25 protein-coding genes and 4 pseudogenes are annotated in these 21,806 nt (G+C 68.3%); 15 read left to right on the top strand and 14 right to left on the bottom strand.

The window, feature by feature from the left end:
* The first annotated feature begins 98 nt into the window (after window positions 1-98).
* Complete coding sequence (locus tag OG594_RS24040; protein WP_266602250.1) at window positions 99-308, top strand: hypothetical protein; 210 nt, start codon at window positions 99-101, stop codon at window positions 306-308.
* The gene (locus OG594_RS24035; protein ID WP_266602249.1) at window positions 245-496 is read left to right on the top strand and encodes a hypothetical protein; all 252 of its coding nucleotides are present in this window, start codon (window positions 245-247) and stop codon (window positions 494-496) included. Before OG594_RS24040 ends, OG594_RS24035 begins: the two co-directional genes overlap by 64 nt.
* Here OG594_RS24035 and OG594_RS24030 read toward each other — a convergent pair.
* On the bottom strand, window positions 493-627 hold the full coding sequence (locus tag OG594_RS24030) for a hypothetical protein (RefSeq protein WP_266602247.1): 135 nt from the start codon (window positions 625-627) through the stop codon (window positions 493-495). The genes OG594_RS24035 and OG594_RS24030 overlap by 4 nt on opposite strands.
* 338 nt (window positions 628-965) lie before the next feature.
* A complete protein-coding gene (locus tag OG594_RS24025) occupies window positions 966-1,148 on the bottom strand; it encodes a hypothetical protein (RefSeq protein ID WP_266602245.1) in 183 nt (60 codons plus the stop codon).
* A gap of 115 nt (window positions 1,149-1,263) precedes the next feature.
* Here OG594_RS24025 and OG594_RS24020 point away from each other — a divergent pair, with 115 nt between their 5' ends.
* Entirely contained in the window at window positions 1,264-2,031 is a 768-nt protein-coding gene (locus OG594_RS24020; protein ID WP_266602243.1) for a transposase, read from the top strand.
* Between the two features lie 294 nt (window positions 2,032-2,325).
* Window positions 2,326-2,484, top strand: a pseudogene (locus OG594_RS24015) (AAA family ATPase); the annotation flags it as partial.
* 52 nt (window positions 2,485-2,536) lie between these two features.
* Here OG594_RS24015 and OG594_RS24010 read toward each other — a convergent pair.
* The 3 genes from OG594_RS24010 to OG594_RS24000 form a co-directional block, all read right to left on the bottom strand.
* Window positions 2,537-3,175, bottom strand: a complete 639-nt coding sequence (locus OG594_RS24010) for an HAD family phosphatase (RefSeq protein WP_266602241.1) — start codon at window positions 3,173-3,175, stop codon at window positions 2,537-2,539.
* Between the two features lie 307 nt (window positions 3,176-3,482).
* A complete protein-coding gene (locus tag OG594_RS24005; protein WP_266602239.1) occupies window positions 3,483-3,764 on the bottom strand; it encodes a hypothetical protein in 282 nt (93 codons plus the stop codon).
* Window positions 3,765-4,159: 395 nt separating this feature from the next.
* On the bottom strand, window positions 4,160-4,708 hold the full coding sequence (locus OG594_RS24000) for a phosphotransferase (RefSeq protein WP_266602238.1): 549 nt from the start codon (window positions 4,706-4,708) through the stop codon (window positions 4,160-4,162).
* A 136-nt stretch (window positions 4,709-4,844) separates the two neighbouring features.
* Here OG594_RS24000 and OG594_RS23995 point away from each other — a divergent pair, with 136 nt between their 5' ends.
* Window positions 4,845-5,156, top strand: a complete 312-nt coding sequence (locus tag OG594_RS23995; protein WP_266602237.1) for a hypothetical protein — start codon at window positions 4,845-4,847, stop codon at window positions 5,154-5,156.
* A gap of 357 nt (window positions 5,157-5,513) precedes the next feature.
* Window positions 5,514-5,903, top strand: coding sequence for a hypothetical protein (locus OG594_RS23990; protein WP_266602235.1), 390 nt, complete (start codon window positions 5,514-5,516; stop codon window positions 5,901-5,903).
* A gap of 76 nt (window positions 5,904-5,979) precedes the next feature.
* On the opposite strand, the gene OG594_RS23985 is transcribed toward OG594_RS23990, so the two are convergent.
* From OG594_RS23985 to OG594_RS23975, 3 genes and pseudogenes are all read right to left on the bottom strand, one after another.
* On the bottom strand, window positions 5,980-6,462 hold the full coding sequence (locus tag OG594_RS23985) for a thioesterase II family protein (RefSeq protein ID WP_266602233.1): 483 nt from the start codon (window positions 6,460-6,462) through the stop codon (window positions 5,980-5,982).
* Between the two features lie 279 nt (window positions 6,463-6,741).
* Window positions 6,742-7,541, bottom strand: a protein-coding gene (locus tag OG594_RS23980) for an IS5 family transposase (RefSeq protein ID WP_266603152.1) whose coding sequence is annotated in 2 segments (ribosomal slippage) — window positions 6,742-7,203 and window positions 7,206-7,541 — 798 coding nt in all. Because the reading frame shifts where the segments join, the coding sequence is not laid out codon by codon here.
* 122 nt (window positions 7,542-7,663) lie between these two features.
* Window positions 7,664-8,804, bottom strand: a pseudogene (locus OG594_RS23975) (IS3 family transposase).
* 163 nt (window positions 8,805-8,967) lie between these two features.
* Here OG594_RS23975 and OG594_RS23970 point away from each other — a divergent pair.
* From OG594_RS23970 to OG594_RS23945, 6 genes are all read left to right on the top strand, one after another.
* Window positions 8,968-9,228: a hypothetical protein gene (locus OG594_RS23970; protein ID WP_266602231.1), complete on the top strand. Its 261-nt coding sequence runs from the start codon at window positions 8,968-8,970 to the stop codon at window positions 9,226-9,228.
* Between the two features lie 480 nt (window positions 9,229-9,708).
* Window positions 9,709-10,311 (top strand): hypothetical protein, encoded by a 603-nt coding sequence (locus OG594_RS23965; protein WP_266602229.1) that lies wholly within the window; start codon window positions 9,709-9,711, stop codon window positions 10,309-10,311.
* Window positions 10,312-10,741: 430 nt separating this feature from the next.
* Window positions 10,742-11,500: an SDR family NAD(P)-dependent oxidoreductase gene (locus OG594_RS23960; protein WP_266602227.1), complete on the top strand. Its 759-nt coding sequence runs from the start codon at window positions 10,742-10,744 to the stop codon at window positions 11,498-11,500.
* A gap of 26 nt (window positions 11,501-11,526) precedes the next feature.
* Window positions 11,527-11,898, top strand: coding sequence for a MerR family transcriptional regulator (locus OG594_RS23955; protein ID WP_266602225.1), 372 nt, complete (start codon window positions 11,527-11,529; stop codon window positions 11,896-11,898).
* Window positions 11,899-12,063: 165 nt separating this feature from the next.
* The gene (locus OG594_RS23950; protein WP_266602223.1) at window positions 12,064-12,372 is read left to right on the top strand and encodes a hypothetical protein; all 309 of its coding nucleotides are present in this window, start codon (window positions 12,064-12,066) and stop codon (window positions 12,370-12,372) included.
* Window positions 12,373-12,430: 58 nt separating this feature from the next.
* Entirely contained in the window at window positions 12,431-13,057 is a 627-nt protein-coding gene (locus tag OG594_RS23945) for a nucleotidyltransferase family protein (protein WP_266602221.1), read from the top strand.
* Here OG594_RS23945 and OG594_RS23940 read toward each other — a convergent pair.
* Window positions 13,049-13,285, bottom strand: a pseudogene (locus OG594_RS23940) (transposase); the annotation flags it as partial. The gene OG594_RS23945 and the pseudogene OG594_RS23940 overlap by 9 nt on opposite strands.
* A 98-nt stretch (window positions 13,286-13,383) precedes the next feature.
* On the opposite strand from OG594_RS23940, the gene OG594_RS23935 reads away from it, so the two are divergent.
* Window positions 13,384-13,557: a hypothetical protein gene (locus tag OG594_RS23935; RefSeq protein ID WP_266602219.1), complete on the top strand. Its 174-nt coding sequence runs from the start codon at window positions 13,384-13,386 to the stop codon at window positions 13,555-13,557.
* Between the two features lie 192 nt (window positions 13,558-13,749).
* Here the strand turns inward: OG594_RS23935 and OG594_RS23930 are convergent, their stop codons facing one another.
* Window positions 13,750-14,934 (bottom strand): IS701 family transposase, encoded by a 1,185-nt coding sequence (locus tag OG594_RS23930; RefSeq protein ID WP_266602217.1) that lies wholly within the window; start codon window positions 14,932-14,934, stop codon window positions 13,750-13,752.
* A 97-nt stretch (window positions 14,935-15,031) separates the two neighbouring features.
* Between OG594_RS23930 and OG594_RS23925 the strand changes: the two genes are divergently transcribed.
* Window positions 15,032-15,891, top strand: a protein-coding gene (locus tag OG594_RS23925) for an IS5 family transposase (protein WP_266602215.1) whose coding sequence is annotated in 2 segments (ribosomal slippage) — window positions 15,032-15,380 and window positions 15,380-15,891 — 861 coding nt in all. Because the reading frame shifts where the segments join, the coding sequence is not laid out codon by codon here.
* A 635-nt stretch (window positions 15,892-16,526) separates the two neighbouring features.
* On the opposite strand, the gene fxsT is transcribed toward OG594_RS23925, so the two are convergent.
* The 4 genes and pseudogenes from fxsT to OG594_RS23905 all read right to left on the bottom strand — a co-directional run bounded on the left by fxsT (window position 16,527) and on the right by OG594_RS23905 (window position 19,920).
* Window positions 16,527-18,965 (bottom strand): FxSxx-COOH system tetratricopeptide repeat protein, encoded by a 2,439-nt coding sequence (gene fxsT, locus OG594_RS23920; protein WP_266602213.1) that lies wholly within the window; start codon window positions 18,963-18,965, stop codon window positions 16,527-16,529.
* Window positions 18,966-19,293: 328 nt separating this feature from the next.
* A pseudogene (locus tag OG594_RS23915) lies at window positions 19,294-19,569 on the bottom strand (Tn3 family transposase); the annotation flags it as partial.
* A 71-nt stretch (window positions 19,570-19,640) separates the two neighbouring features.
* Window positions 19,641-19,760 carry a Tn3 family transposase gene (locus OG594_RS23910; protein WP_266602211.1) on the bottom strand — a complete coding sequence of 40 codons (120 nt, stop codon included), beginning with the start codon at window positions 19,758-19,760 and terminating at the stop codon, window positions 19,641-19,643.
* Window positions 19,761-19,809: 49 nt separating this feature from the next.
* Window positions 19,810-19,920 carry a Tn3 family transposase gene (locus tag OG594_RS23905; protein ID WP_266602208.1) on the bottom strand — a complete coding sequence of 37 codons (111 nt, stop codon included), beginning with the start codon at window positions 19,918-19,920 and terminating at the stop codon, window positions 19,810-19,812.
* Window positions 19,921-21,040: 1,120 nt separating this feature from the next.
* Here OG594_RS23905 and OG594_RS23900 point away from each other — a divergent pair.
* Window positions 21,041-21,463, top strand: a complete 423-nt coding sequence (locus OG594_RS23900) for a phosphotransferase (RefSeq protein ID WP_266602206.1) — start codon at window positions 21,041-21,043, stop codon at window positions 21,461-21,463.
* Window positions 21,464-21,806: the final 343 nt, after the last annotated feature.

The following is a 21,806-nucleotide window of genomic DNA, read 5'->3' as shown; positions in this document are numbered from 1 at the left end:
GCGAGAGCGCGCCTCATCCGTCCCTGGGGAAGGCCGGGCCACGATGGAGACCCGCAGGACGGTGCATGCGGGTGACGGGAGAAAGAAATTTGATCAACGTGGGCGTTCAGCACTGCGGCAACTCGGTCCTGATCAGCGCCGAAGGCGAACTCGATGAGGACGCGGGCGGGGTGCGCCTGCAGGCCCTGGACCACGTCACCACCGATGACCGGGACCTCCTGGTAGACCTGCACGGCGTGACGCCATGGACACCGGCGGCTTGTTCCACCTCCTGGACCTCCACCGGCACGCGGAACTCCTGCGCCTGAGAGTGCTGGTCACCGGCTGGCAGCCCCAGCCCCAGCGGCTCATGGCCGAGATGGCCGGCATCCCGGGGCCGGGCACGGCCACCGGGGAGCGGTACACGATGGCGGGCTTTCGCCGACTCCTCGAGGACTGGGCCCAGCGCGCACGCGACCACGCCGACTTCGCCGACGCCTGGCTGCCCCGCGCCTAGCCGCGGTGGACCGTGGAGTCGCACAGGGAGCGGCGCAGCAGCCCGGTGGGTCCGCTGCGGATTCCCTTGGCGCCTGTGGGCGGGTACAGGGCGTCGACGATGTCCAGGAGGCGGTATGGCTGCGGCTGCAAGTTGTACGCGAAGAACCGAATGCCGCGGCAAATCGAGCCGGTCGACGAAAGTAATCAGGCCGTTCAGGCCAGTGACGTCCATGAACGTGAGGTGCCGCATTGGCTTCGCCGCCGATGTACAGCTTGTCGAGAGCAGACCTGCTCTCCAGGTCGAGCTCACCGGCCGGGGCGAGTTGCACCGTCGGCCCGTAGCGCCTCGGCATCACACGGAAGTCCATGTCGTCCCACCTCGCCGCGATCGGCAGGATTGATGCGTACCCGCCCGGATCCGGGCCCCGGATGGCCCTGGTCGCGCCGCTCGGAACTCCTTGCCCAGGGCCGTGGGCTTGCCCAGGCGCTCAGGCTTGTCCGGCGGCCTGCTCCCACAACGGGTGAGCACGGCCGGTGCCGACGCAGTGGAAGCACTGGCCGCCGCCGGGCGTGCTGCGGGCCCCGATGGTGCCGACGGCCTGGCGCAGGAGCTGGGTGAGCCCGTGCACGTGGGCCGGGTGCAGCGTGAGTTCGTGACGCGTGCCCACCACGATTTGCAACGTCTCCCGGGGAAGTGCACGCCTGTCGTCCGTATCCAGGGCAGGCACCAAATCCGCTACTAAGGGCTGTCCCGTAACTGCAGGTCGCAGGTGAGATGATCTTGGTGTGGCTGGTGTGATTACGGCGTCGGAGCCGTCTTGGATAGCCCCGTTCACGGGGTTGAGCCCGCGCTGTTTCGGGAAGCTGGTGACCGTGCTGCGGCGCGAGGGTGCGGACGCGGTCCGCAAGGGCCGGCCGTGGAGTCTCCCGCTGGAGGACCGGGCACTGCTGGTGGCGGCGTACTGGCGCACGAACTTGACGATCCGCCAGCTCGCTCCACTCTTCGGGGTCTCGAAGTCGGCGGCCGACCGCATCATCGACCACCTCGGGCCGATGCTTGCCCTGCAGCCGCGCAAGCGGTTCGCCAAGGACACCGTGCTGATCGTGGACGGCACTCTCGTGCCCACCCGAGACCACGCCGTGGCCGAGCAGTCCAAGAACTACCGGTACTCCACGAGCCACCAGATCGTCATCGACGCCGACAGCCGCCTGGTCGTCGTAGTCGGCCGGCCGCTCGCCGGGAACCGCAACGACTGCAAGGCGTGGGAGGAATCCGGCGCCAAAGCTGCCGTCGGCAGGACACTCACGATCGCCGACGGCGGCTACCCCGGCACCGGACTCGTCATGCCCCACCGACGCCGCAAAGGCGAAGACCTGCCCGACTGGAAGCAGGCGCACAACAAGTCCCACAAGCAGGTTCGCGCCCGCGTCGAGCACGTCTTCGCCCGCATGAAGACCTGGAAGATCCTCCGCGACTGCCGCCTCAAAGGCGACGGCGTCCACCACGCCATGCTCGGTATCGCCCGCATGCACAACCTCGCCCTCGCCGGATAGGCGATCGGATCGCACTGCGACCGACCTCGCCTCAGGCGACTCAAAGATCATTTACGGGACAACCCTTAGGTTGTGCAGATCGGTCATGGTCTTTCCGCCGGCCAGCTCCACCCGCACCCTCCAGAGAAGTTCCGACCGTGTGAGAGACAGCTACACCTCCGGCCTCAGAAAGGGAACGGCGCTGCGGGGTGGGTTGCGTGGCTTTATCGGCGAGAGGGTTCTGGCACAGATCTTGGGGAGCCGTTGCGAAGGGTGACGGTGTCGTTCGATTTACGAAGGATGATCCCGAACCCCGCCAGCCCCACTGGTTGGACGAAGACCTTCACCGGTCCCCGTCTCTGCGCGGCCGTCGTCGACCGCCTCACCTTCAACGGCACCATCATCGAAGCGGGCGCCGCCGCCTACCGCCTCGCCAGCACCCGCGCCCGAGCCGAAAACGCAGGGGCGCGCTGATCAACCGCTTCAACGCCTGGCCGGCAACCGCTGAAAACCGGCCAGGCAGAAGTCATCCGAGCGGGACCTGCTCTGGGGCCAAGGGCCCGGCATTCAGATGAGCTGCGATGCGCGTGACGGTCCGGGCGTTGCCCTCGAACAAATGCGCCTGCATGCCCGCCGCCTGGGCGGCCACAACGTTGATTACGACATCATCGATGAACAGGCAGTTTTCCGGCCGCACATCCAAGCTGGCGCATGCTGCCTCGAAGGCCCGCAGGTCGGGCTTCTCGACACCGATCTCGTGCGAGTAGACGATCTGCTCCACCAGTTCGTCGAAGTGGTACAGCGTCGTCTCCCGCTCCCGGGCGCCGACGAAGCTGTTGCTCAGGATGCCCAGCCTGCAGCTTCCGCGCAGCCCTTGCACATAGGCGATCAACTCCTCGTTCGGCGTCCCTAGATACTCCGCCCAGAGATCAGCCATGAAGGCTTCAACCTGGGGGGCGTCGAGACCCAAACGGGCCGCCACCTGCTCGCGCACCTCTCGCTCGCTGATGCTCCCAACGCTCCCAGCCCGCCACACGTCGTGCATCCGCTCATGGACAGTGCCCAAAGGCAGCCTCAGCCGCTCCTCCCACCGTTGCACCCATCCCGTTTCCGGCGTGATCTCCAGCACGCCGCCGATGTCGAGAATGACGCAGGTCGCGGTCACACGAACTCCCCCTCTTCGTCCTGGTCTGACCAGCGAGCGCAGACCGCCCGCTCATGTGATCGACTCAGACACTGTCGTCTCTCCCTCTGGGGCAAGGTCAAGCGATCTCCGACGCTGTGACAGCCCTGTCGCAAGCCGCCGACCCGACTCGCCTGAATGAGCAGGGGCCTTGAAAAACTCGGTCTGTCACAGACCTTGGGGAGCCCTCACTGAGCGTCACTGGAGCAGGATCATCTTGCGAAGTAGTTCGAATCCGGCTCAGACATAGAGCTGCCTTTTGATCTTCTTGATGCGGTTCACCGCGCCCTCAATGCTGCCGGAGCTCCAGTTGAGGGTGAGGCCTGCTGTCACGGCGTCGAAGTCCCGGAGCAGGTGGTGCGAAGCCGCTGAGGCCGGGCAGCTGGCTGGCCTCGACTGCGTCGATCCAGGTGGGGAGTATGGAGCCGAGGTGGTCGGTGAGTATCTCGCCGAAGTCGCGAACGTGTCCGGCGGCAGTGTCCAGTTCTGGGCAGTGGGCCAGGACCTCCTTCAGGCCGGCCCGGTCTTCGTCGGTCAGGGTCGTGGGGTGCCGGGTGAGCCAGCCGGTCACCTGTCGCACCGTCGGCGGCCGCGGCGGTGCGGCGGACGGAGCCCCGCGCTATGTGGCGATGTGCGCGCGGACCATGCCGTAAGTAACGGGAGCTTGTCGGCAACCAGCTCTCCACACCGTTGGACAGGACGCTCTTGGGGTCACAGCCAAGACGCACGATTTCCCAGGCGAGGTACCCAGGCGTGGGTGGCCCGAAGTCCACGATCGCGGCGACATCGTCGTTCTTCAGCAGGATGTTGGGACCTGCCAGGTCGCCGTGCATGACCTGGACCTCAACTGTGGAAGCGAAGCAAGGATACGCTCGACGTCCCCCAAGACGGCCTGTCGCTCACGCGCCGCCTGCAGAGCCCGCGTCTCGAACTCCCCAAGTCTGGGCCTGTGCTCGTACGCGAGAATCAGACTCTTGAAGCGTCACGTGCGGCAGCCACGTCGCACACCCCGGCACCAGGTTCCAGGATGGGTGCGGCGGCGGGGTGAGTGGCGAGTCGGCTGTGGAGACGGCCCATCGCTGTGCCGACCGCTGCCCACCGTGCACCAGTCAGGTTGCCCTCGGCAGTCTCGGTGTGTGGCACGTACGACCATAGGGACATTGGCAGGCGGCCGCGGGGCTCGATGAGCTCGTGCTCGCGCGTGCGGGTTACCCGCGCGGTCGCGACACCTCCGTCGGCGGCGTACTCGGACAGTTCGACCGATGCCCGCTCCAGGTCCAGGCGATCTTGAGTGCGATAAACCTTGACGAAGTACCGACGGCCCTTCTGGTCCACGATGGCGTAGTTGTCCGTCGAGGTGCCCTCCGGGATTCGCGTTACTTCTGCCGGGTTCAGTCCGTAAGCGAGCACCAGCGTGGAGGCGACCGCCCTGATCTGCTCCCCCTCCGCGGTGCGGCCGGGTGTGGAAGGCCCGGCAACGGGCTTGGTGGCGGGCTGGTGAGATGCGGTGGACATGGTCTCCTCGTCGAAGCGCGCAGCGATAGTGGTCAGATGATGAGCGGGCGGCAGGTGGCCGGGGCGATCAGGACGCGGGCACGGGGGTGCCGGTGAGGCATTCGACCCGGCGGGCGATGTGCGGGGTGAACGTGGGGTGGACGCCTCTGCTGCAGGCCTACAGAAGCTGGCCGAGCGCGACCCGCTGGGCATCACCTCCCGGCCACCGGATCACCAGGCAGCAGTGTTCCTTGTCCAGGATGTCGCCTGGAGGCACCTGATCGTCGGGCGTGCCGGCCGGATGGACCGTCAGGATCGAATCGACGTGCTGGCGGTTGTCCTCGGCGCGCGCGTGACAGTCCCAGGCCCGGAGGCCGCCAGGTGCTCATTGAGCTGCGGCGGGCCGCGCCGGGTGCAGCGGCGCCGCAAGATCGCCGACGGACAACGCTCCGTCAATGCGGTCATCTGACTACGCCTCCCTCATTCGGGTTGTCGCAGTACCCGAGCCCGATCCGGCACCGCCAGCAGCTACCGGAAGGGGACCGGCCGACCAAGCCGATACCGCGACCCCCTGCCGCGTGACTCGGCTGTTCGAGGCGGTGAACGCGGCAACCGACACTGGTCCTTTCGTGGCGGGGGTGACCAGTTCGGCGTCTCTCAGGCGGGGCGTAAGGCCGACCGGCGGGCACTACGGCGCCAGGTCGGGATGCTCGTCGCATAGAGTGCTAGCGCGAGGGTGGCCATGACGTTCGCCGTAAGGCGATCTTGGACACCTTCGTTCTCATCTCCGTAGACACCCCTCGGGCCGGACCACCAGGAGGAACCAGTGTCGTCCCCGCAGTTGATCACCCCCGAGGAGAAGCTCGCCGATGCGAAGAAGCAGCTGAGCTTCCCGCGTATCGTCGCGATCTGCGGCTCCACTCGTTTCATGGCCGAGATGAACGAGGCCGATCTACGGGAGACCAAGGCTGGACGGATTGTCGTCAAGCCTGGTTGCGACCTGAAGTCGCCGCACGAGCTTTGGTCTGATCCTGTCGAGGCTGAGGCGCTGAAGATTCGACTCGACGAACTGCACCGGTCGAAGATCCTGCTCGCTGATGAGGTGCTCGTGGTCGGCGACTACGTCGGAGACAGCACCCGAGCCGAGATCGCCTACGCCCGGGAGCTGGGCAGGCCCGTGCGGTTCACGCACCCCGAAGTTGGCCCCGGCGCCTGAGGGCCCACCCCACACCCTCCGTGGACACCCCCTTGGGATTGATCACCTGGCGGGTGGCGTGGTGGTGATAGCGAGCTCAAGGAGCGGCGGAACGCATCGCGGCCGTGATGGCGACAGCGAGATGCTGCTGGTGGTTCATCAAGTAGAAGTGGTTGCCCTCGTACCTCTCGAGTCCGCGGAAGTGCGTCGTGAACGCTCGCCAGGAGAGCAGGCGGTCCTCGCCGATCAGCTTGTCGCGGCGGCCCCCGAATACCGAGAGTGGAACGGGCAGCGGCTCGGGGTTGCGGGGAGGGGCCCACGTGTCCACGAGTGTGAAGTCGCTGCGGAACGCCGGGGCGAACTTGTGCCAGACGGCGTCGTTGCCGAGGAGCTGGGGTGGGCTACCGCCCACGCTCCGCAGCCAGCGGCGCAGTTCGTCGTCCGACATCAGGTGAGGGCAGCCGTCGGCGCCGGCCTCACCTCGCGGGGCGCAGTAGGCGGACATACCCAGCCAGGTGGGGAGCAGGTCCTCCTGACGGCGAAGTCGGCGAGTGAGCTGGTAGGCGATGAGTGCGCCCATGCTATGGCCGAAGAACCCGAAGGGCCGGTCAAGCAGTGGAGCGACGGGCGGTTGGCGTGGTCATATCCGGTCCGGCGGAGGCCATGTTGTCGCTTGTGCTGTTCCGTGGCGGCTGGGCCGATGTGGACTTCGTCGCTGACCTTGACGACGCCGGGTGCCTGCCGGCGTCGGGGATCACCTCGGGATCGGACTTCGGGTCCTGGGTGGATTGATAGGTCGCTCGTGTGTTCGGGAGCCTCGACAGCGGTTGATGAGGGCTGCGCCGCCTTAGAGGTCATCTCATTTGGTGAGTCTTCGGTAGCAGATGAGGGTGCAGGCGATGCTGGCGAAGGCGAGGAAGTGGTCGGCTTTGCATTCGTAGCGGCGGTGGAGTCGGCGGCAGCCCGCGAGCCAGGCCATGGTGCGTTCGATGGTCCAGCGGTGGCGGCCCAGTCGCTGTGAGGACTCGATGCCTCTGCGGGCTATGCGGTGCTTGATGCCGCGCTGACGTAACCATTTCCGCAGGTGGGCGTAGTCGTAGCCCTTGTCAGCGTGGAGCTTGCCGGGCTTGCGCCGTCGGCGGCCACGGCGGGAGCGGATGGGCGGTATGCCGCGGACGAGGGGTTCGAGGGCCTGGCTGTCGTGCAGGTTCGCGCCCGAGATTCCGACGGACAGGGGCAGACCGGTCCGCTCGGTGATCAAGTGGATCTTCGATCCGAACTTGCCCCGATCGACAGGATTCGGACCTGTCAGGTCCCCCTTTTCAGGGCCCGCATGTTCACCGAGTCGATCGCGCAGCGGGACCAGTCCAGATCGCCGCGGGCGCCGAGCTCATCGAGGACCAGGCGGTGGAGCTTGGCCCACACCCGGGCCTTGCTCCACTCGGCAAAACGCCGGTGCGCCGTCGCTCCTGACGGCCCGAACGACGCCGTCGGCAACTGTTGCCACGTACAGCCCGACGTGGCAACGAACACGATCGCGGCGAGTACTTCCCGGTCGCCATGCCGACGCCGACCACCGCCCTGCGGTCGCGACGGGGCCTCCGGCACGACCCGCTGGAACAGCACCCACAACTCATCCGGCACCAGCCGGTCAACAATCCCCGCCACGACCGTCAGTCTACCCAACCATCCAAATGAGATGACTTCTTAGCTCACCTGGCCCCCTGTTGTTCATCGCGGGCTCGGGCGGCGGGGGCCTTGACCCCGGATTTTGAACACGTCTATGCGGCTTGGGCCAGGGCAGTTGCTGCTGGTTTGAGGCCGTTCTCGTAGGCGATCGGAGACCGCTGACCGAGTCGGGAGTGCCAGCGTCGGATGTTGTAGCGGGTCAGCCAGCGGAAGGCGTCGAGCCTGGCATCACGCTCGCTCGACCAGGCCCTCCGGCCTTTGAGCGTCTCCCTCTTGACGACCCCGGATGACCTGCAGGCTTCAGCGAAGGCCCTACTCGTATATTGCGAGCCGTGATCGTTGTGCATGATCGCTCCAGCCAGGCTCCCGCGGGTTCGCTCGGCGGCCGCCAGGGCATCGGTGACGAGCTCGGCTCGCATGTGATCGGCGATTGCCCATCCGGCCAGCCGGCGTGAGGCGAGGTCGATGACGGTCGCGAGGTAGAGCTGCTTCGCGCCGCTGACCGGCAGGTATGTGATGCTGCCGACGTACTTCGTGTTCACCACGACCGCAGTGAAGTCACGTCCGATCAGATCCGGCGCCTTCGGCGTCGCATGGTCTGCGACGGTGGTCTGGTGCCGGCGGCGCAGACGGACCCTTTCAAGTCCGATGGTCCGCATGATCCTCGCGACGCGTTTGTGGCTGATCCGTATCCCTTCGTCGTGGAGTTCGGCAGTGATTCTGGGGGCTCCGTAGGTGCCGTCGGAGTCCTGGTGGACCTTGCGTATCCGGGCCGCGAGTCCGGCCTCGGCGGTCTGCCGGGCCGCTCTTGCGGCCGCGGTGCGGCGCCAGTAGTCGAAGCTCGAGCGGGAGAGGCCGAGGATGTCGCAGAGCCGCTTCACGCCGTGGCGGCGCTGGTGGTCGTCAACGAACTGGCAGCGGTTCGCCAGCGCGTCTCCGTCGCGAAATACCGGGCCGCCTTGAGGAGAATGTCGCGCTCTTCCTCCAGCCCACGGATCCTCTTGCGTGCCGCGGCCAGCTCCGCCTGAACGTCGTCACCGCCCGTCTGCACGGCGGCCGGCGGTGCGGAGTGGGCGCCGGGCCGGCGGCCGTCGGCGGCCCTGATCCAATTCCGCAGCGTCTCGGTGTTCACCCCGAGATCACCGGCGACCGACCTGATCGTCGCTCCCGGCCTCGACCGGTACAACGCGACCTGTCCGCCTTGAACTCGGCGGGATAATGCTTCATCCCCACGGAGACTCCGTTCTCCTGGACCATCAAGATCCAAGTCTCTCCGGTGTCCAAAACCCGGGGGCAAGGCCCGTATGAGTTCCCACTCGGCATCGGACAGTTCATGGCGGCGTATCACCCGATCGGCGCCGGGCAGATCGGACGGCTCACGACCGGGAGGGCAGGCGTGGAGATCACCGGATTCGTGCTGCCCGAAGCCGACTGCCGCCCCCACGCCGTCGCGGTCGCCCCGGACGGGACCTGCTGGTTCACCGAGTGGGCCACTGGCCGGATCGGCTCCGTCACCCCGGATGGGACGATCACCAAACACCCGCTCACTCACCGCAACCGCGAACCCCACGGACTCGCCTTCGGCCCGGACGGCACCCTGTATGTCGCAGAGGAGCACAACGGCATCTCCATATGGCAGATACACCACGCCGCCTGACACCCCAACAGACGGAGCAAGGCCGACAGAACGGCCACGGCAGCGACAGCCTGGTGTCCCCGGTGGCGGGGCGCTGGCCAGGCCACAGCAGCACGGCCGCCTTCGCGGCAGCTTCCGCCTGCGCGCGAAACTCCTGCGCCGGCGCCGCAGCCGGCCCCTGGCCAAAACCGCGGGACGTCGTCCACGGTCACGTCCATGCGCAGCCGCTGGAACGTGAGCGGGTGCCGGAAAACACCCCGGTCAACGGCCCGATCGGCGCTGACCTCCGCCACCACATTCGGGCGGACGAGTACCACGTCCAGAACGTCACGACTCCCCCACGCCTCCGCGAACCGCACCCCGTCGTACTTCTACGCGGGGGCAGTCGCCGGCGGGTTGGTGCCCGCAGGGCGGGAGGAGCTCCGGTCGCTGTCGTACGGCCGAAGTAGTGTGTGGACGATGGCCACGACCAGTGGTTTCACGTTCGGATGGCAGGAAGCAATGACGACTCGGCACAGTATTCGACGCCCGCGGCGCATGGGCCTGGTGGCCGCCGCTCTCCTTGGCGGTGTGGCCCTGACGACGGGATGCAGCAGCACCGCAGGCGGTTCGCCGGGTGGGGCTGCCAAGTCCGGCTCCGCGGCGGGCGCGCAGGAACTCGTGCTCGGCCAGCCCAGCCAGAAGGAGCAGGAGATCACGAGGTGGGACAAGACGGGGAAGTTCCTCATCACCCCGCAGAAGGTCGTGGAGGGAAAGCCGGAGGATCTGCAGGAGCTCAAGGACGGCAAGTTCGCGGGTCAGAAGGTGGCGTGGGTGTACGTGGACGCGCGGCATGTGGGCGGGGAACCGGTGAAGGGCCCCATGATCATGAAGGACATCGGTGCCGAGACGGATGGCGGCTCCAAGGCAACCCCCCTGCTCGTGTTCGGGGATCTGAGCAGCAGGCCGAAGGACTGCGTCGAGGACGACGGGGAATCGGTCTTCAAGAAGGGCGAGAGCCACACCCGGTGCGCCCCGTACCTGATCCCCGCGGGTGCCAAGGTCGGGAAGGTGACCTACTCCCAGGGCTACTACCAGGAACCGCTGAAGTGGAAGGTGCAGTAGCCGCGGACGGATGGCCGGCAGCCCACTCACATGGGCTCCCGGCCCTTGGCGCACAGGGCAAGGCGCCCTCCCGGGCTGGCACCGCCACTCCGCGATGCGCACCGCCCCAGCGGAGGGGTAGGAGCGGGACCCAGATGCCAGGACCACGGGGCCGTTTCCGAGGTCGGGGAACCCGGAAGCGGTGTGCGTCCCACCCCCGTCAACGACGGACGCCCCTGCGCGTTCCGCCGAAGCGGCGTACGCGGGTATCCGGCCTCGCGGCGGCACGTCAGCAACGGCGGCCGGAGAAGACCACCGTGAACACCGCCACCAGAGCGGCGGCCACCACGCCCACGGCGCCGACCGGCGCGATCAGCTGGGTGAACCAGGCACAGGTCCGTCTGGCGCTGCTTGACCTTGCCGCTGGCGGCAGGGTTGCACGCTTACCGGCATGAAGAGCACCGCAGCGCAGAACAGCAGGATCGTCGCCGTCACCGGAGCCGGCACCGGGATCGGCCGGGCCACCGCCCGCGCCTTCGCCGCTGAGGGCGCCCACGTGGTCGCGATCGGGCGGCGATCCGAGCCCCTCAAGGGGACCGCGGCCAGGCACGACCGGATCACGCCGCTGACCGCCGATATCACCGCCGAGGGTGAGCCGGATCGCATCATCCGGGCCGTGCTGGAGACACACGGCCGACTGGATGTCCTGGTCAACAACGCAGGCATCGTGCGCAGCGGCGCCCTCGGCACGCTGACGCCAGAGATGATCGAAATTCAGCTCGCCACCAACGTCGTCGCCCCCATCCTGCTGGCTCAGGCCGCGCTACCGCTTCTGGAGGCGTCGCGCGGGGTGGTCATCAATGTCAGTACGTCGGTGGGGCAGCGCGCCTGGCCGGGCAGCTCGGTCTATGCAGCCACCAAGACCGCTCTGGAGCTGCTGACCCGCAGTTGGGCGGTTGAGCTGGCACCCCGTGGGATCCGGGTGGCGGCAGTCGCCCCCGGCGCGATCGACACCCCCATCGGCGAGCACCAGGGCCTGACGCCGGAGCAGATGGCCGCAGTGCGGGAGTGGCAGCTGGCGCACACCCCGCTGGCCCGGGTCGGTCGCCCCGAGGAGGTGGCTTGGGCAATCACCCAGCTCGCCGCCCCGGGTGCGTCGTTCGTCACTGGCGTGGTACTCCCAGTCGACGGCGGAGCGGTCGTGGCGTGATAGGAGTGACCCAGGAGGTAGGACGTATGCGGATCGGTGAGCTGGCCAGGGCAACTGGGACGACCGTTCGTGCGCTGCGGCATTACGAGCAGGCCGGACTGATCTCTTCCGAACGGGCCTCCAATGGCTACCGCGTCTACGACGAGCGGGCCGTGGCGCGAGTCCGCAACATCCGCCATCTGCTGGCCGCCGGGCTCACCCTGGAAGACGTGCGGGTGTTCCTGCCATGTCTGGATGGCGATGTGGCTGCGGCACCGCCCTCGGACAAGGGCCTGCGGGTCGCGCAGGAACGGCTGGCGGTCCTCAACCGACGGATCGCCGCTCAGACCGAGGCTCGTGATCGGCTGGAAACCGCGTTGCGACAGGCAGCCGGTGGCCGGGTCCGCCCAGTAGAGTGACTGCCCGCCTGGTCGCATAAGCCGAAGTCGTCCGGCGTCGCTACCCTCCCCGGTGACGGCGGCCGCCGGTGACGCCGCACCCGGATCCGGCCGAACGAGAAGCCGTCGGGCCCGGTGCGTGCGGGCACCCCCGACCGGCATGTTCCCTCCGCTCCGGAACGGCCGGTGCTGGCCCGATGGCTTGCCACGGCCCGTCCGCAGCACCCCCTCCTGGCCTGGCAGGAGAGCGCCCATAGCGGCGCACTGGACACGTTCGAGGAACTACTGGGCGGCCTGGACGCCCACGATGCGCAGCGCTGGAAGGCCCAGCGGGTCGACTTCGCCTCCCGCACCACGCTCGGCTCCCTGCTGAACGACCGCGCCGAGTACGTCGTCGGCCGGGCGCTGGACGCCGCGCAGGTCGCCTACCGGCTGGGCAACCCCAAGGTCCGCAACCCGGACTTACTGATCGTTTCAGAATCAGATCCTCCATGAGGGCTTCGCAGTAGGGGGCTGCGGGCGCTGTAGGCCCGTCACGTGGTAGGCATGGGCAATGATTGGTCGCCTCCCGCTCGAAGAGCAGCTTGCCGCCCTGAAGTCTGCGCTGGCCCGCAATGAGGTGCTGGTGGAGGTGCTGAACCGCACGGCAGGGCTGGGGCTGCCCAACTGGTACCTGACGGCGGGTTGCCTGTTCCAGACCGTCTGGAACGTGGTCACGGACAGGCATCCCACCAGCGGGATCAAGGACTACGACGTTTTCTACTTCGACGACCGTGACTTGTCATGGGAGGCGGAGGACACGGTGATCAAGGCCGCCGGTGAAGCGTTCGCAGGGCTGCCGGCGGAAGTCGAGGTCCGCAACGAGGCTCGCGTCCACCTCTGGTACGAGCAGAAGTTCGGCGTCGCGTGCGCTCCTCATGCTTCCACGGAGGCGGCCATCGACAGCTTCGCTGCGACCACTTGCTGCCTGGGCGTGCGCCTGGAGCCGGGCGGCCGATGGCGCGTCTATGCGCCGCACGGGCTCTCCGACGTGTTCAACCTTGTCATGCGCCCCAACCCGGTGCTTGCCCCGCGCGAGGTGTATGAGGCCAAGGCGGCCCGCTGGCAACAGCAGTGGCCTGAGCTGACCGTTCTCGGCTGGCCGTCGGAGTCTGTCGTCCTGGCTCCTTCTTCATCCTGAGGTGCGGAGCCGACGCAGGCAGATAATGCTGCACGCGAGTTGGAGCAGGCCGAGATGGATGTCGGCACGGCGCTCGTAGCGGATTCGCAGGCGCTTGAAGTGGTGAAGCCAGGCGAAGGTGCGCTCGACGACCCAGCGCACCTTGCCGAGTCAGGAGCCGAGGGCGACACTGCGTCGGGCGATCATCGGCTTGATACCGCGCTTCCACAGCAGACGGCGGTACTTTTCGAAAAGGGCTACGACTCCAACCCCAACCGGGGGAAGAGCTGCGTAAACGCCGGATCCTGCCCGTCATCTCCCGCGCAAAAGCCCCGAACATCAAGGACATGGGCAAGCTCCGCTACGTCGTCGAGCAGACCTTCGCCCTGCTCCACCAGTTCAAACGACTCGCCGTCCGATGGGAACGCCGCGTTGGGAGCTCGTCTCCGACCCTGTGGGCGCAGGACCACCTCCGCTCGCGCGGAGAGCACCCGGGTGGGACCACCGGCTCCAAGGCCTGACTCTTCTCCTGACCGCGCAGGACAGCTAGTACTGCAACGGTGTTTGCTGTGATGGTTTGTTGGCTTCTGGTGGTGTGTGGCCGCGTCGTTTGTAGTGGCTGACGCGGGCTTGGTGTTGTCGTCGGTGGCGCCAGTAGGACCAGTGCATGACGTGCTGGACGGTTGCTGGTCGGCGGTGGGTGAGGCGGGTGATCAGGCGTCGGAGTTCGGGGAGGGTGAGGGGTATGAGCTGGGAGGATCCGTTTCTGCTTTCCCCGTGTCGGCCTCGCGGGCCTTCAGGACGGTGAGGCAGGCGTGGGCGGCCATGGCGAGGGTGATGTGGCGGTGCCAGCCGGGGTAGCGGCGGACTTGGTAGTCGTCCAGGCCGCATTCCTGCTTGGCGGTCTGGAAGCATTCCTCGACCGCCCACCGGCTGCCCGCGACGTGGATGAGTTCGTCGAGGGTGGTCTCGGCCGGGCAGTAGGCGATGTAGTAGGAGATCTGGTCCGGCCGGCCGACGCTTCGGCGGGCGATCACCCAGTGCCGGCGGTCCTCGCGGTGCCAGGGCCTCACCTCCACTCTCGCCCAGTCGTAGACCCGCAGGCCATGAGCGCCGTTCCCGCAGGAACGGCGCTTCCATTTCTGCCTCGCAAGGCCGTTGAACAGGTCGTGAACGGGGTGGTCCATCGCCCAGCGGGAGACCACGGTGTCGTGCCGGGTGGTGGCCATGACATGGAAGACATCCGCCCGCTCGAGCTCGGTCCGCCAGCCCTTGGAGAAGCCGTAGGCGGCGTCCGCGGTCACCCACCGGAACGGAATCTTCTCGGCGATCGCCCGGCGGACCATGGCCTTGGCGATGACCACTTTCGTCTCGAACGCGATGGTGTCCTCGATGCCGGCGGCCCGGCATCGTTCTCGGTCATCGGTCCATGACGTGGGCAGATACAGCCTGCGGTCGATCAATGTGCGGCCATGAGCACGGGCATAGGCGAGGAAGACACCGACCTGGCAGTTCTCGGTCCGGCCCGCCGTTCCCGAGTACTGGCGCTGGACCCCGGCCGAGCGGACGCCCTTCTTCAGGAACCCGGTGTCGTCCACGATCAGGACCGCCTCAGGGTCGCCGAGATGCTCGACCGCATAGCCGCGAACGTCGTCGAGTACCTCGTCCGCGTTCCAGTCGCACCGGTTCAACAGCCGGTGCATCCGGTCGGGAGCCGCGTGACCAGCCTCCTCGGCAAGCGTCCAACCGTTCTTGCGCTCCAGCGGAGCTATCAGCCCCCGCATATAGGCAAGAGCCGACTCCCGCGGCTCCGACCTGGCAAACCGATGCACGAAACGCTCATGCAACTCGACCAGACCCGCCGCCCACGACCCGACATCGCCACGATCTCCACCCATAACCAGGCCAACGAGCAACCTGGCCACCAGTCACGGCAAGCACCGTTGCAGTACTAGCCCGGGTCTTCAAAGGGTTCTGATGGGGGATCATGTTGGCATGGTGCGTCGTCATGAGCTGACGGATGTGGAGTGGGAAGCGCTGTCCGGGCTGTTGCCGCGGTCGTCCTCGGGGCGGCCGCGGTTGGACGACCGGCGAGTGCTGAACGGGATCGTGTGGAAGCTACGGACGGGGTCGGCGTGGCGTGATGTGCCGGCACGGTACGGGCCCTGGAGGACTCTGTACACGCGTTTCCGCAGGTGGGCGCTGGACGGGACGTTCACGCGGATGTTGGCCGCGGTCCAGGCGGAGAAGGACGCGACTGGTGACATCGACTGGCTGGTGTCGGTCGACTCCACAGTCACGCGGGCCCATCAGCATGCCGCGGGCGCCCGCAAAAAGGGGCAGGGCAGGGGGACGAAATATGTGATCACGCCCTCGGACGATCCCGAGGCGGACTGACCACGAAAATCCACCTGGCCTGCGACGGCCGCGGCCGGCCGCTCGGCTTCGTCCTCACCGGCGGCAACGCCGCCGACTGCACCCGCTTCGAGGCGGTCATGGACACCATCAAGGTCCACCGGGCCGGGCCCGGGCGGCCCCGAACCCGCCCGGACCACGTCCTGGGCGACAAGGGCTACAGCTCCCGCAAGATACGCGCCTACCTGCGTAAACGCGGGATCGGCCACACCATCCCCGAACGCCGAGACCAGCGGGCCAACCGATCCCGCCGCGGCCGCGACGGAGGCAGACCACCTGCCTTCGACAAACAGCTCTACAAGAAACGCAACGTCGTCGAGCGCTGCTTCAACCGCCTCAAGCAGTACCGCGCGATCGCCACTCGCTACGACAAAACCCGCGAGTCCTACCAGGCAGCCGTCACCATCGCGTCCCTGTTCCTCTGGCTCAGACCCCTTTGAAGACACTGCCTGGGCTGGAGGGTCAGGGCCCGCCATCTTCAGCCCTCCAGCCCGCCCCTCGCCCCCGTTATGTTCTTCGCGCTCCTGCAATGGGGCCCCTGGCCTCCGGGCCCGGTACGACTGCGTCCCCTCTGTCTAACGGATGACCTGGGGGTGGTGTCGCCGGGCCTGGGAGGTGCCGTCGGAGACGCTGATGAGGGTCATGGAGACCCTGGCCCGAGGGCTGGAGGCCACGAAGCGTCTCACCCGGGCCGGATCAGGGATTCGGGCAGTGACCATGTTGGCGCGTGGCCTGCAGATCGAAGCCGTCGTCCCGGGTCCGGGGCGGCTGCTTCGTACCGTTTGACCCCAGCGCCGTGGCGAAGGCACCTCGGCTGTGGGAGTGTCGGCGTGCAGGACGAAAGTGACCTTGGCGGAGCCCACGGCACAGGCACACAAACGAAGCCCTGAGGGGCGGGGGTCGAAGCCGTAGCAACGGGCAAGGCCGGCCACCTCGGGTTGCCGCTCTTCCCCTCGGTCACGGGTTTGCCGACACTCACAGCCGTGGACCCAACCACCCCTACGCTCACGCAATGCAACAATAGTTACAGAGTGCTACTTGCCGCTTGGCGGCGGCTCGGGGATACAGGGCCTCCTCAACCGCCACTGGCTGCGACGTTCCTGCGCCGCAGCCAGTGCCACCACCGGCTCCGTGGCCGTTGGGTGGACATGGCTAGCGCTGTCTCCAGCGCGTTGCGGGTGCTCAAGGTATGCGTGTGCTCGTCGCCCAGGATGCGGACGCGGTCATCGAAGGTTCGGCGCAGCAGGTCTATCGCCTCGGCCTGCTCACCTGCACTGGTCAAAGCGAGAGCGAGGTTGTGGCGACTGGCAAGGGTATCCGGGTGCTCGGGGCCCAGGATGCGGGTGCGGCCCTCCAGGGTCTGCCGGTGCATGCGCACTGCTTGTGCGTGCTCGCCCATCCCGTCCAACGCGAGACCGAGGCTGTCCCGACTGGCCAGCGTGTGCGGATGCGCGTCGCCCAGAATGCGGGCGTGGTCGTTGAGCGCCTGCCGCAGCAGCTGTATCGCTTCCGTCTGCTCACCCGCCCTGGTCAGGGCGCTGGCGAGGTTGTGGCGGCTGAGCAGGGTGAGGTGGTGCTCGGGGCCCAGGACACGGATGCGGTCCTCCAGGGTGCTCCGGTGGATGCGCACTGCTTGTGCGTGCTCGCCCATCCCGTCCAACGCGAGACCGAGGCTGTCCCGACTGGCCAGGGTATGCGGATGCTCGGGGCCCAGGACACGGGTACGGTCGTCGAGGGTCTGCCGCAGCAGACGCACCGCCTCGGCATGCTCACCCGTCCCGTCCAAAGCGCATGCGAGGTCATTGCGGCTGGTCAAGGTATCGGGGTGCACGGGGCCCAGGATGCGGGCGCGGTCCTCCAGGGTCTGCCGGAGCAGACGTATTGCCTCGGCCGGCTCTCCCATTCCGAACAAGGCATTGCCCAGGTTGTTGCGGCTGGTCAAGGTATCGGGGTGCTCGGGGCCTAGCATGCGGGTCTCGACCTCGAGGACCCGTTCATGCAGCAGGCGCGCCGCACCGGAAGCGCCAGCCTTCTGCAGCACCTGCGCCAGGGTGTTGAGAGTGGTGCGGTGGTGCGCGGCGGTGCGCGGGTCCGCGTAGTCGAGCAGCAGCGGCAGGTGGGGGGCGAGGAGCACGGCTGCAGGCCAACCAGCGCGCCCGCGCTGGTTGGCCTCGTGCACAGCCGTAGCGAGCCGCTCGGCAAGAGCCCGGTGCCACACGACGAGATCGGAGGTCTCGGCCGTGAGGGCGACAGCGTTGATCTCTCGGATCAGGGGATGCAGCACCACCTGCGCCCCCTCACTGCTGCCCGACGCCGGGCCGGTGCTGCCGGGAGAGTGGGGCAGGCCGAGGAGACCGTAGCGGTGCAGGCCAGCGAACGCGGCCTCCAGGGCCGCCGCGGTGACGTCGTGTCCGGTGACGACGGATAGCAGGTTCGGGGTGATCAGGGACAGTGGGACGGGGGCTTGAGCCAGCAAGGCCAGCAGTCGCAACAAGGGGCGGGCCAAAGCGTTGCCCTCCCCGGCGAGCTGGTCCAAGGACACCTCCCAGGTGTGCCGCACCACGGCGCGGGCGACCTGCGGATGGGAGGCATTCGGGTGCGTCGATCCCAACAAGAACCGCAGTTCCTGATCCAGGGCCTGGCGGTAGGCGGCAAAGGTGCGGTAGCGGCTGGTGGGTCCGGCCAGATAGGTGCCGGCCGTGTGCAACGCCAGTGGCAGCCCGCCCAGTCGCGCCGCCAGCTCCCGGGCCTGCTCGGCGGTGCCGGCCACGGGAGCAGCGTCCAGCAGGACCTGCCCCGCAGGTCGCACCGCCAGCGGCTCCAGTGGCAGCAGCTGTGCGCACGGACCCCAGGTCTGCTCGCTGCCATCCCGGCTGGTCACCACCAGCAGGCCCCGGCCGTGAGGACGGATCCAGCCGCGATAGTCGGCCACCGGCTCCCCTGCCGGGCCGATCTCGTGCGGCTCGTCGGCGTTGTCCACCACCAGCAGCCACCGCCGCACCCGGCCCAACTGTCGCCAGACCACATCCGGCAGGCTCGCCTGCCCCGCTCGCGCGGCCTCCAGCTCTGCCTCTGGCAGGCCGCAGGCCAGCGCCGTCTCCACCATCTGCTGCGCCAGCTCGGCACTGTCGCGCCAGCGCACCCAAAACACTCGCCAGCCCGCCGCCTCGGCCTGGGTGGCCAGTTGCGCGGCCACCGTTGTCTTGCCCATCCCGCCGACCGCGCACAGCACCGCGAACCGGCCTTGTGGCCGCCGAAGCATGCCTGCCAGCACGGCGAGTTCTCCCTCACGCCCCCGCACGCGCTGAACATGCGGCGGGCGTAACGAAGCCTGCTGGCCTTGGGCCAGTCGGCTCACCGGTGCCAGCCGCGCCGGGGGCCTTGGTGCGGCATCCAGTCGGCGGCTCCACAGCAACAGCCCGATGCTGACCACCACCAGCACGGCGAACACCGGCCAGATCACCCACGCCTGCGCCGCCCAGCCAGGCACCGCGTCACTGGCGTAGTTGGTCACCGGCCCCAGCACAGCCGCCACCAATGCGGCCCCTCCCGTTACCGCCGACCCGGCCCACGCACCCCGTCTACGCCCCACGGTCTGCCACCCCCGTCCACCGTCACCAGGATGTTCCCGCCTGGATCACCTCCATGGAAGGGTGCGGGTAGTCACGACGCGGGCGGCGGTGTTGCTCCGGTTCAGCGGCCGGATGCCGAGCCTGCTGCTTGAACGCCGTCATCCGCCGCGCGGCGCGGCCCGGGCACCAGGGCAGGCAGCAGGTCGAGCCGCTTGTCCATGTCGAGGCGGAAGGTGCCGTACGGGTTGGTGTTCGACCAGAACAGTGCAGTCAGTCCTCGTCGGACAGCTTCTTCGCCCAGGCCGGTTCGGCGAGGACCTGCTGCAGCAGCAGGGTGTTGACGTGCACCAGGGCGGCCTGGAGCAGGTGCAGCGCGAGCATCGAGGTCTCGGCGTGTTCCTTGTCCGGGCCTGTCAGGGCGCCGTCCTTGCCGTAGTGCAGGACGGTGTTCGCGCTGTTCCAGTTCTCCACGACCTGGAGCCCGCCGTGGATCTCGCGGCGCAGGCCGGGGCTGGCGAGGTAGTCGCACGCGAAGGTCGTGCGTACGGCGCGGCCGAGTTCTTCGAGCGCGGAGTAGGCGGGGTGCTTGGGGCCGCCGCGGGTGAGGGCCGCAGCACCTACTCGGCCTCGGCGGTGCCCAGGCGCAGGGCGGTGGCGTACTTGACCATCTGGTCGTACTGCTGCTCGATCAGGTCCCACTTGATGGCCGGGTCAGGGAGCCGCCGAGCGCCGACCACCCGGGCGGGTTGTCGTCCGGGTGGTACAGGCGGATGCTGCCGATGTTCTTCAACCGGGCAGCAGCCGGAAGTTGAGCAGCTCAGTGAAGGCGAACCCCACCACGCTCGCGCCGTGCGTGTCCACGTAGTTGGACTCGATCTCGGCGTCCGTGCAGTGCATGCCCTGTGATCCTCCCCAGAGGCCTATCAGACGCCGGGCCGGGGACGGGGCGTCGGCGTCCGAGTTCGGCTGCGTAGCTGGCCCGGGGGCTACCGCTGACGGCGGCCCAGGTGGCGGCGGTGGTGGGTGCGATGCCGAGGGTCTCGCTGAGGATGGCCGTGGGCATCCTGGCGGCGAGATCGATGAGGGCGCTGTTGCGTCCTCGGCGGGAGGGCAGGCCGTGGGCGGCGAGTCGGAGGCGTAGGTGGCGGGTGCTGGCGGGGGTGCCGGGCCGAAGGCCGGGGAAGAGCCAGCGCTTGTGGCCGGTGGTGGCGTCGTCGTGTTCAGCGAGGGTGAGAAGGAGTTGGCCCAGGGGCGGGGGGACGGTGATGGGGTGTGGGCCGAGGGCGAGGCGGATTCCGTCGGGGGCGTGGTGGATGTGGTTGGCGGTGAGTTGGGCGATCTTGGTGACGGGCTGGCCGTAGAGGAGGCCGGTGACGCGGTCTGCGGTGGTGAGGGCGTGGTCGCGGAGGAAGCGGTGTGCCAGGCGCCATCGGTCGGTGTCGGGCAGTGTCCGGTAGGGCCGGTCGCAGGGCATCGGGGCAGCGGGCCCGGCCGGCTGCTGTTCGCGTTCTTCGCCGCAATGGCTGAGACCGAACGGGAAAACATCCCGAGTCCACCCTCGAAGGCTGGACACCGCCGCCCGCAAGGGCAAGCACGGCGGCCGGCCCCCCGTCATCACCGACGACATGCTCCACACCGTGCTCCGCCGCCGCGCAGCCGGCGAGTCCGTCGAGCAGATCCAGCCGCAGCACGCCGCCGACCAGTTCGGCCTGCGGGCCGCCGGTCGCCGGGTGTGGGGGTACCGGGGCCGAACCCTGTCGGGCGCCGCCGGCCCGCACTGGCTTCGCGTAGTCTGCGCCGAGTCCGGCACCGAAGGCGGAAAGCTGTGGGACGGCCCCTACCCCTCCCGCGCCCTCCCCGCCTCGGTGCCGCGCCCCGAACTGCTCCACGTCCGGGACTGGACCGACCAGGCGTACGCCTACCGGGCCGAGCTGTACACCTTCGCCCCGACCCGATCGTCTTCCCGCGCCCCGTCCTCGACGAGGACCCGGCGCTGGCCGAGACGTGGTGGAAGGAGATGCTGGCGGCCCTGGACGCCCTCGCCGATGTGCCGCGGCCGGCGAACCGCGAGGCCGTCCGCGAGGAGTACCTGCGCCGGGTCATCCCCCAGTTCACCGGCCACCAGGCCGAGGACGTCGTCTGGGCCCCCGCCCACGGCGATCTCCATTACGGCAACGTCACCCGCGGTCCGCACATCCTGGACTGGGAGGGATGGGGCCGCGCCCCGTACGGGTACGACGCGGCCACCCTGTACCTGTACGCGCTGCTGGTCCCCGAGGAGGCCGCCCGCATCCGCACCGAGCTCGCCCCCATCCTGGACCGCCCCGAGGCACGCACCGGCCTGCTAACCGTCTGCGCCCAGATCCTCCAAGCCCAGGACCGCGTCGAGTTCTACGCCGAGCTAGCCAAGCCCGTGCGCGAGCACCTGTCCCGTCTCTAGCCGCGCCTGTTTACACCCGGTTGGTCCCGTTAGACCCAACGGGACCAACCGGTGAACCCACGGTCCCAGAGGAGCGTCAGCCCTTCTATCAGACCCAATGGCCCAATACACCCAGCGAACTGAGGCAGGTCACTGGTTCAGGGATGAGCACCTGCCTGGGGCCTCGTGTCACTGCTGGGCCGAACGACTCCGGGTTCGTCGCTGATCGCGCCGAGTGATCTTCCAGCGCTTGAAGCGGAGGCGGCTCTCGAAGACTGCCACGGTGCGGTCGGACTCACCGTGGGCGCGAACGATGCTGGCCCTCGCCCGTGTGCAGACGAGGATCAAAGTCGTGGCACTGGAG

This window comes from Streptomyces sp. NBC_01214 (assembly GCF_026340975.1).
In the GTDB taxonomy this organism is placed as follows: Bacteria; Actinomycetota; Actinomycetes; order Streptomycetales; family Streptomycetaceae; genus Streptomyces.
The sequence above is the reverse complement of the archived record's forward strand: the minus strand, read 5'-3'. Positions and strand labels throughout refer to the sequence as shown.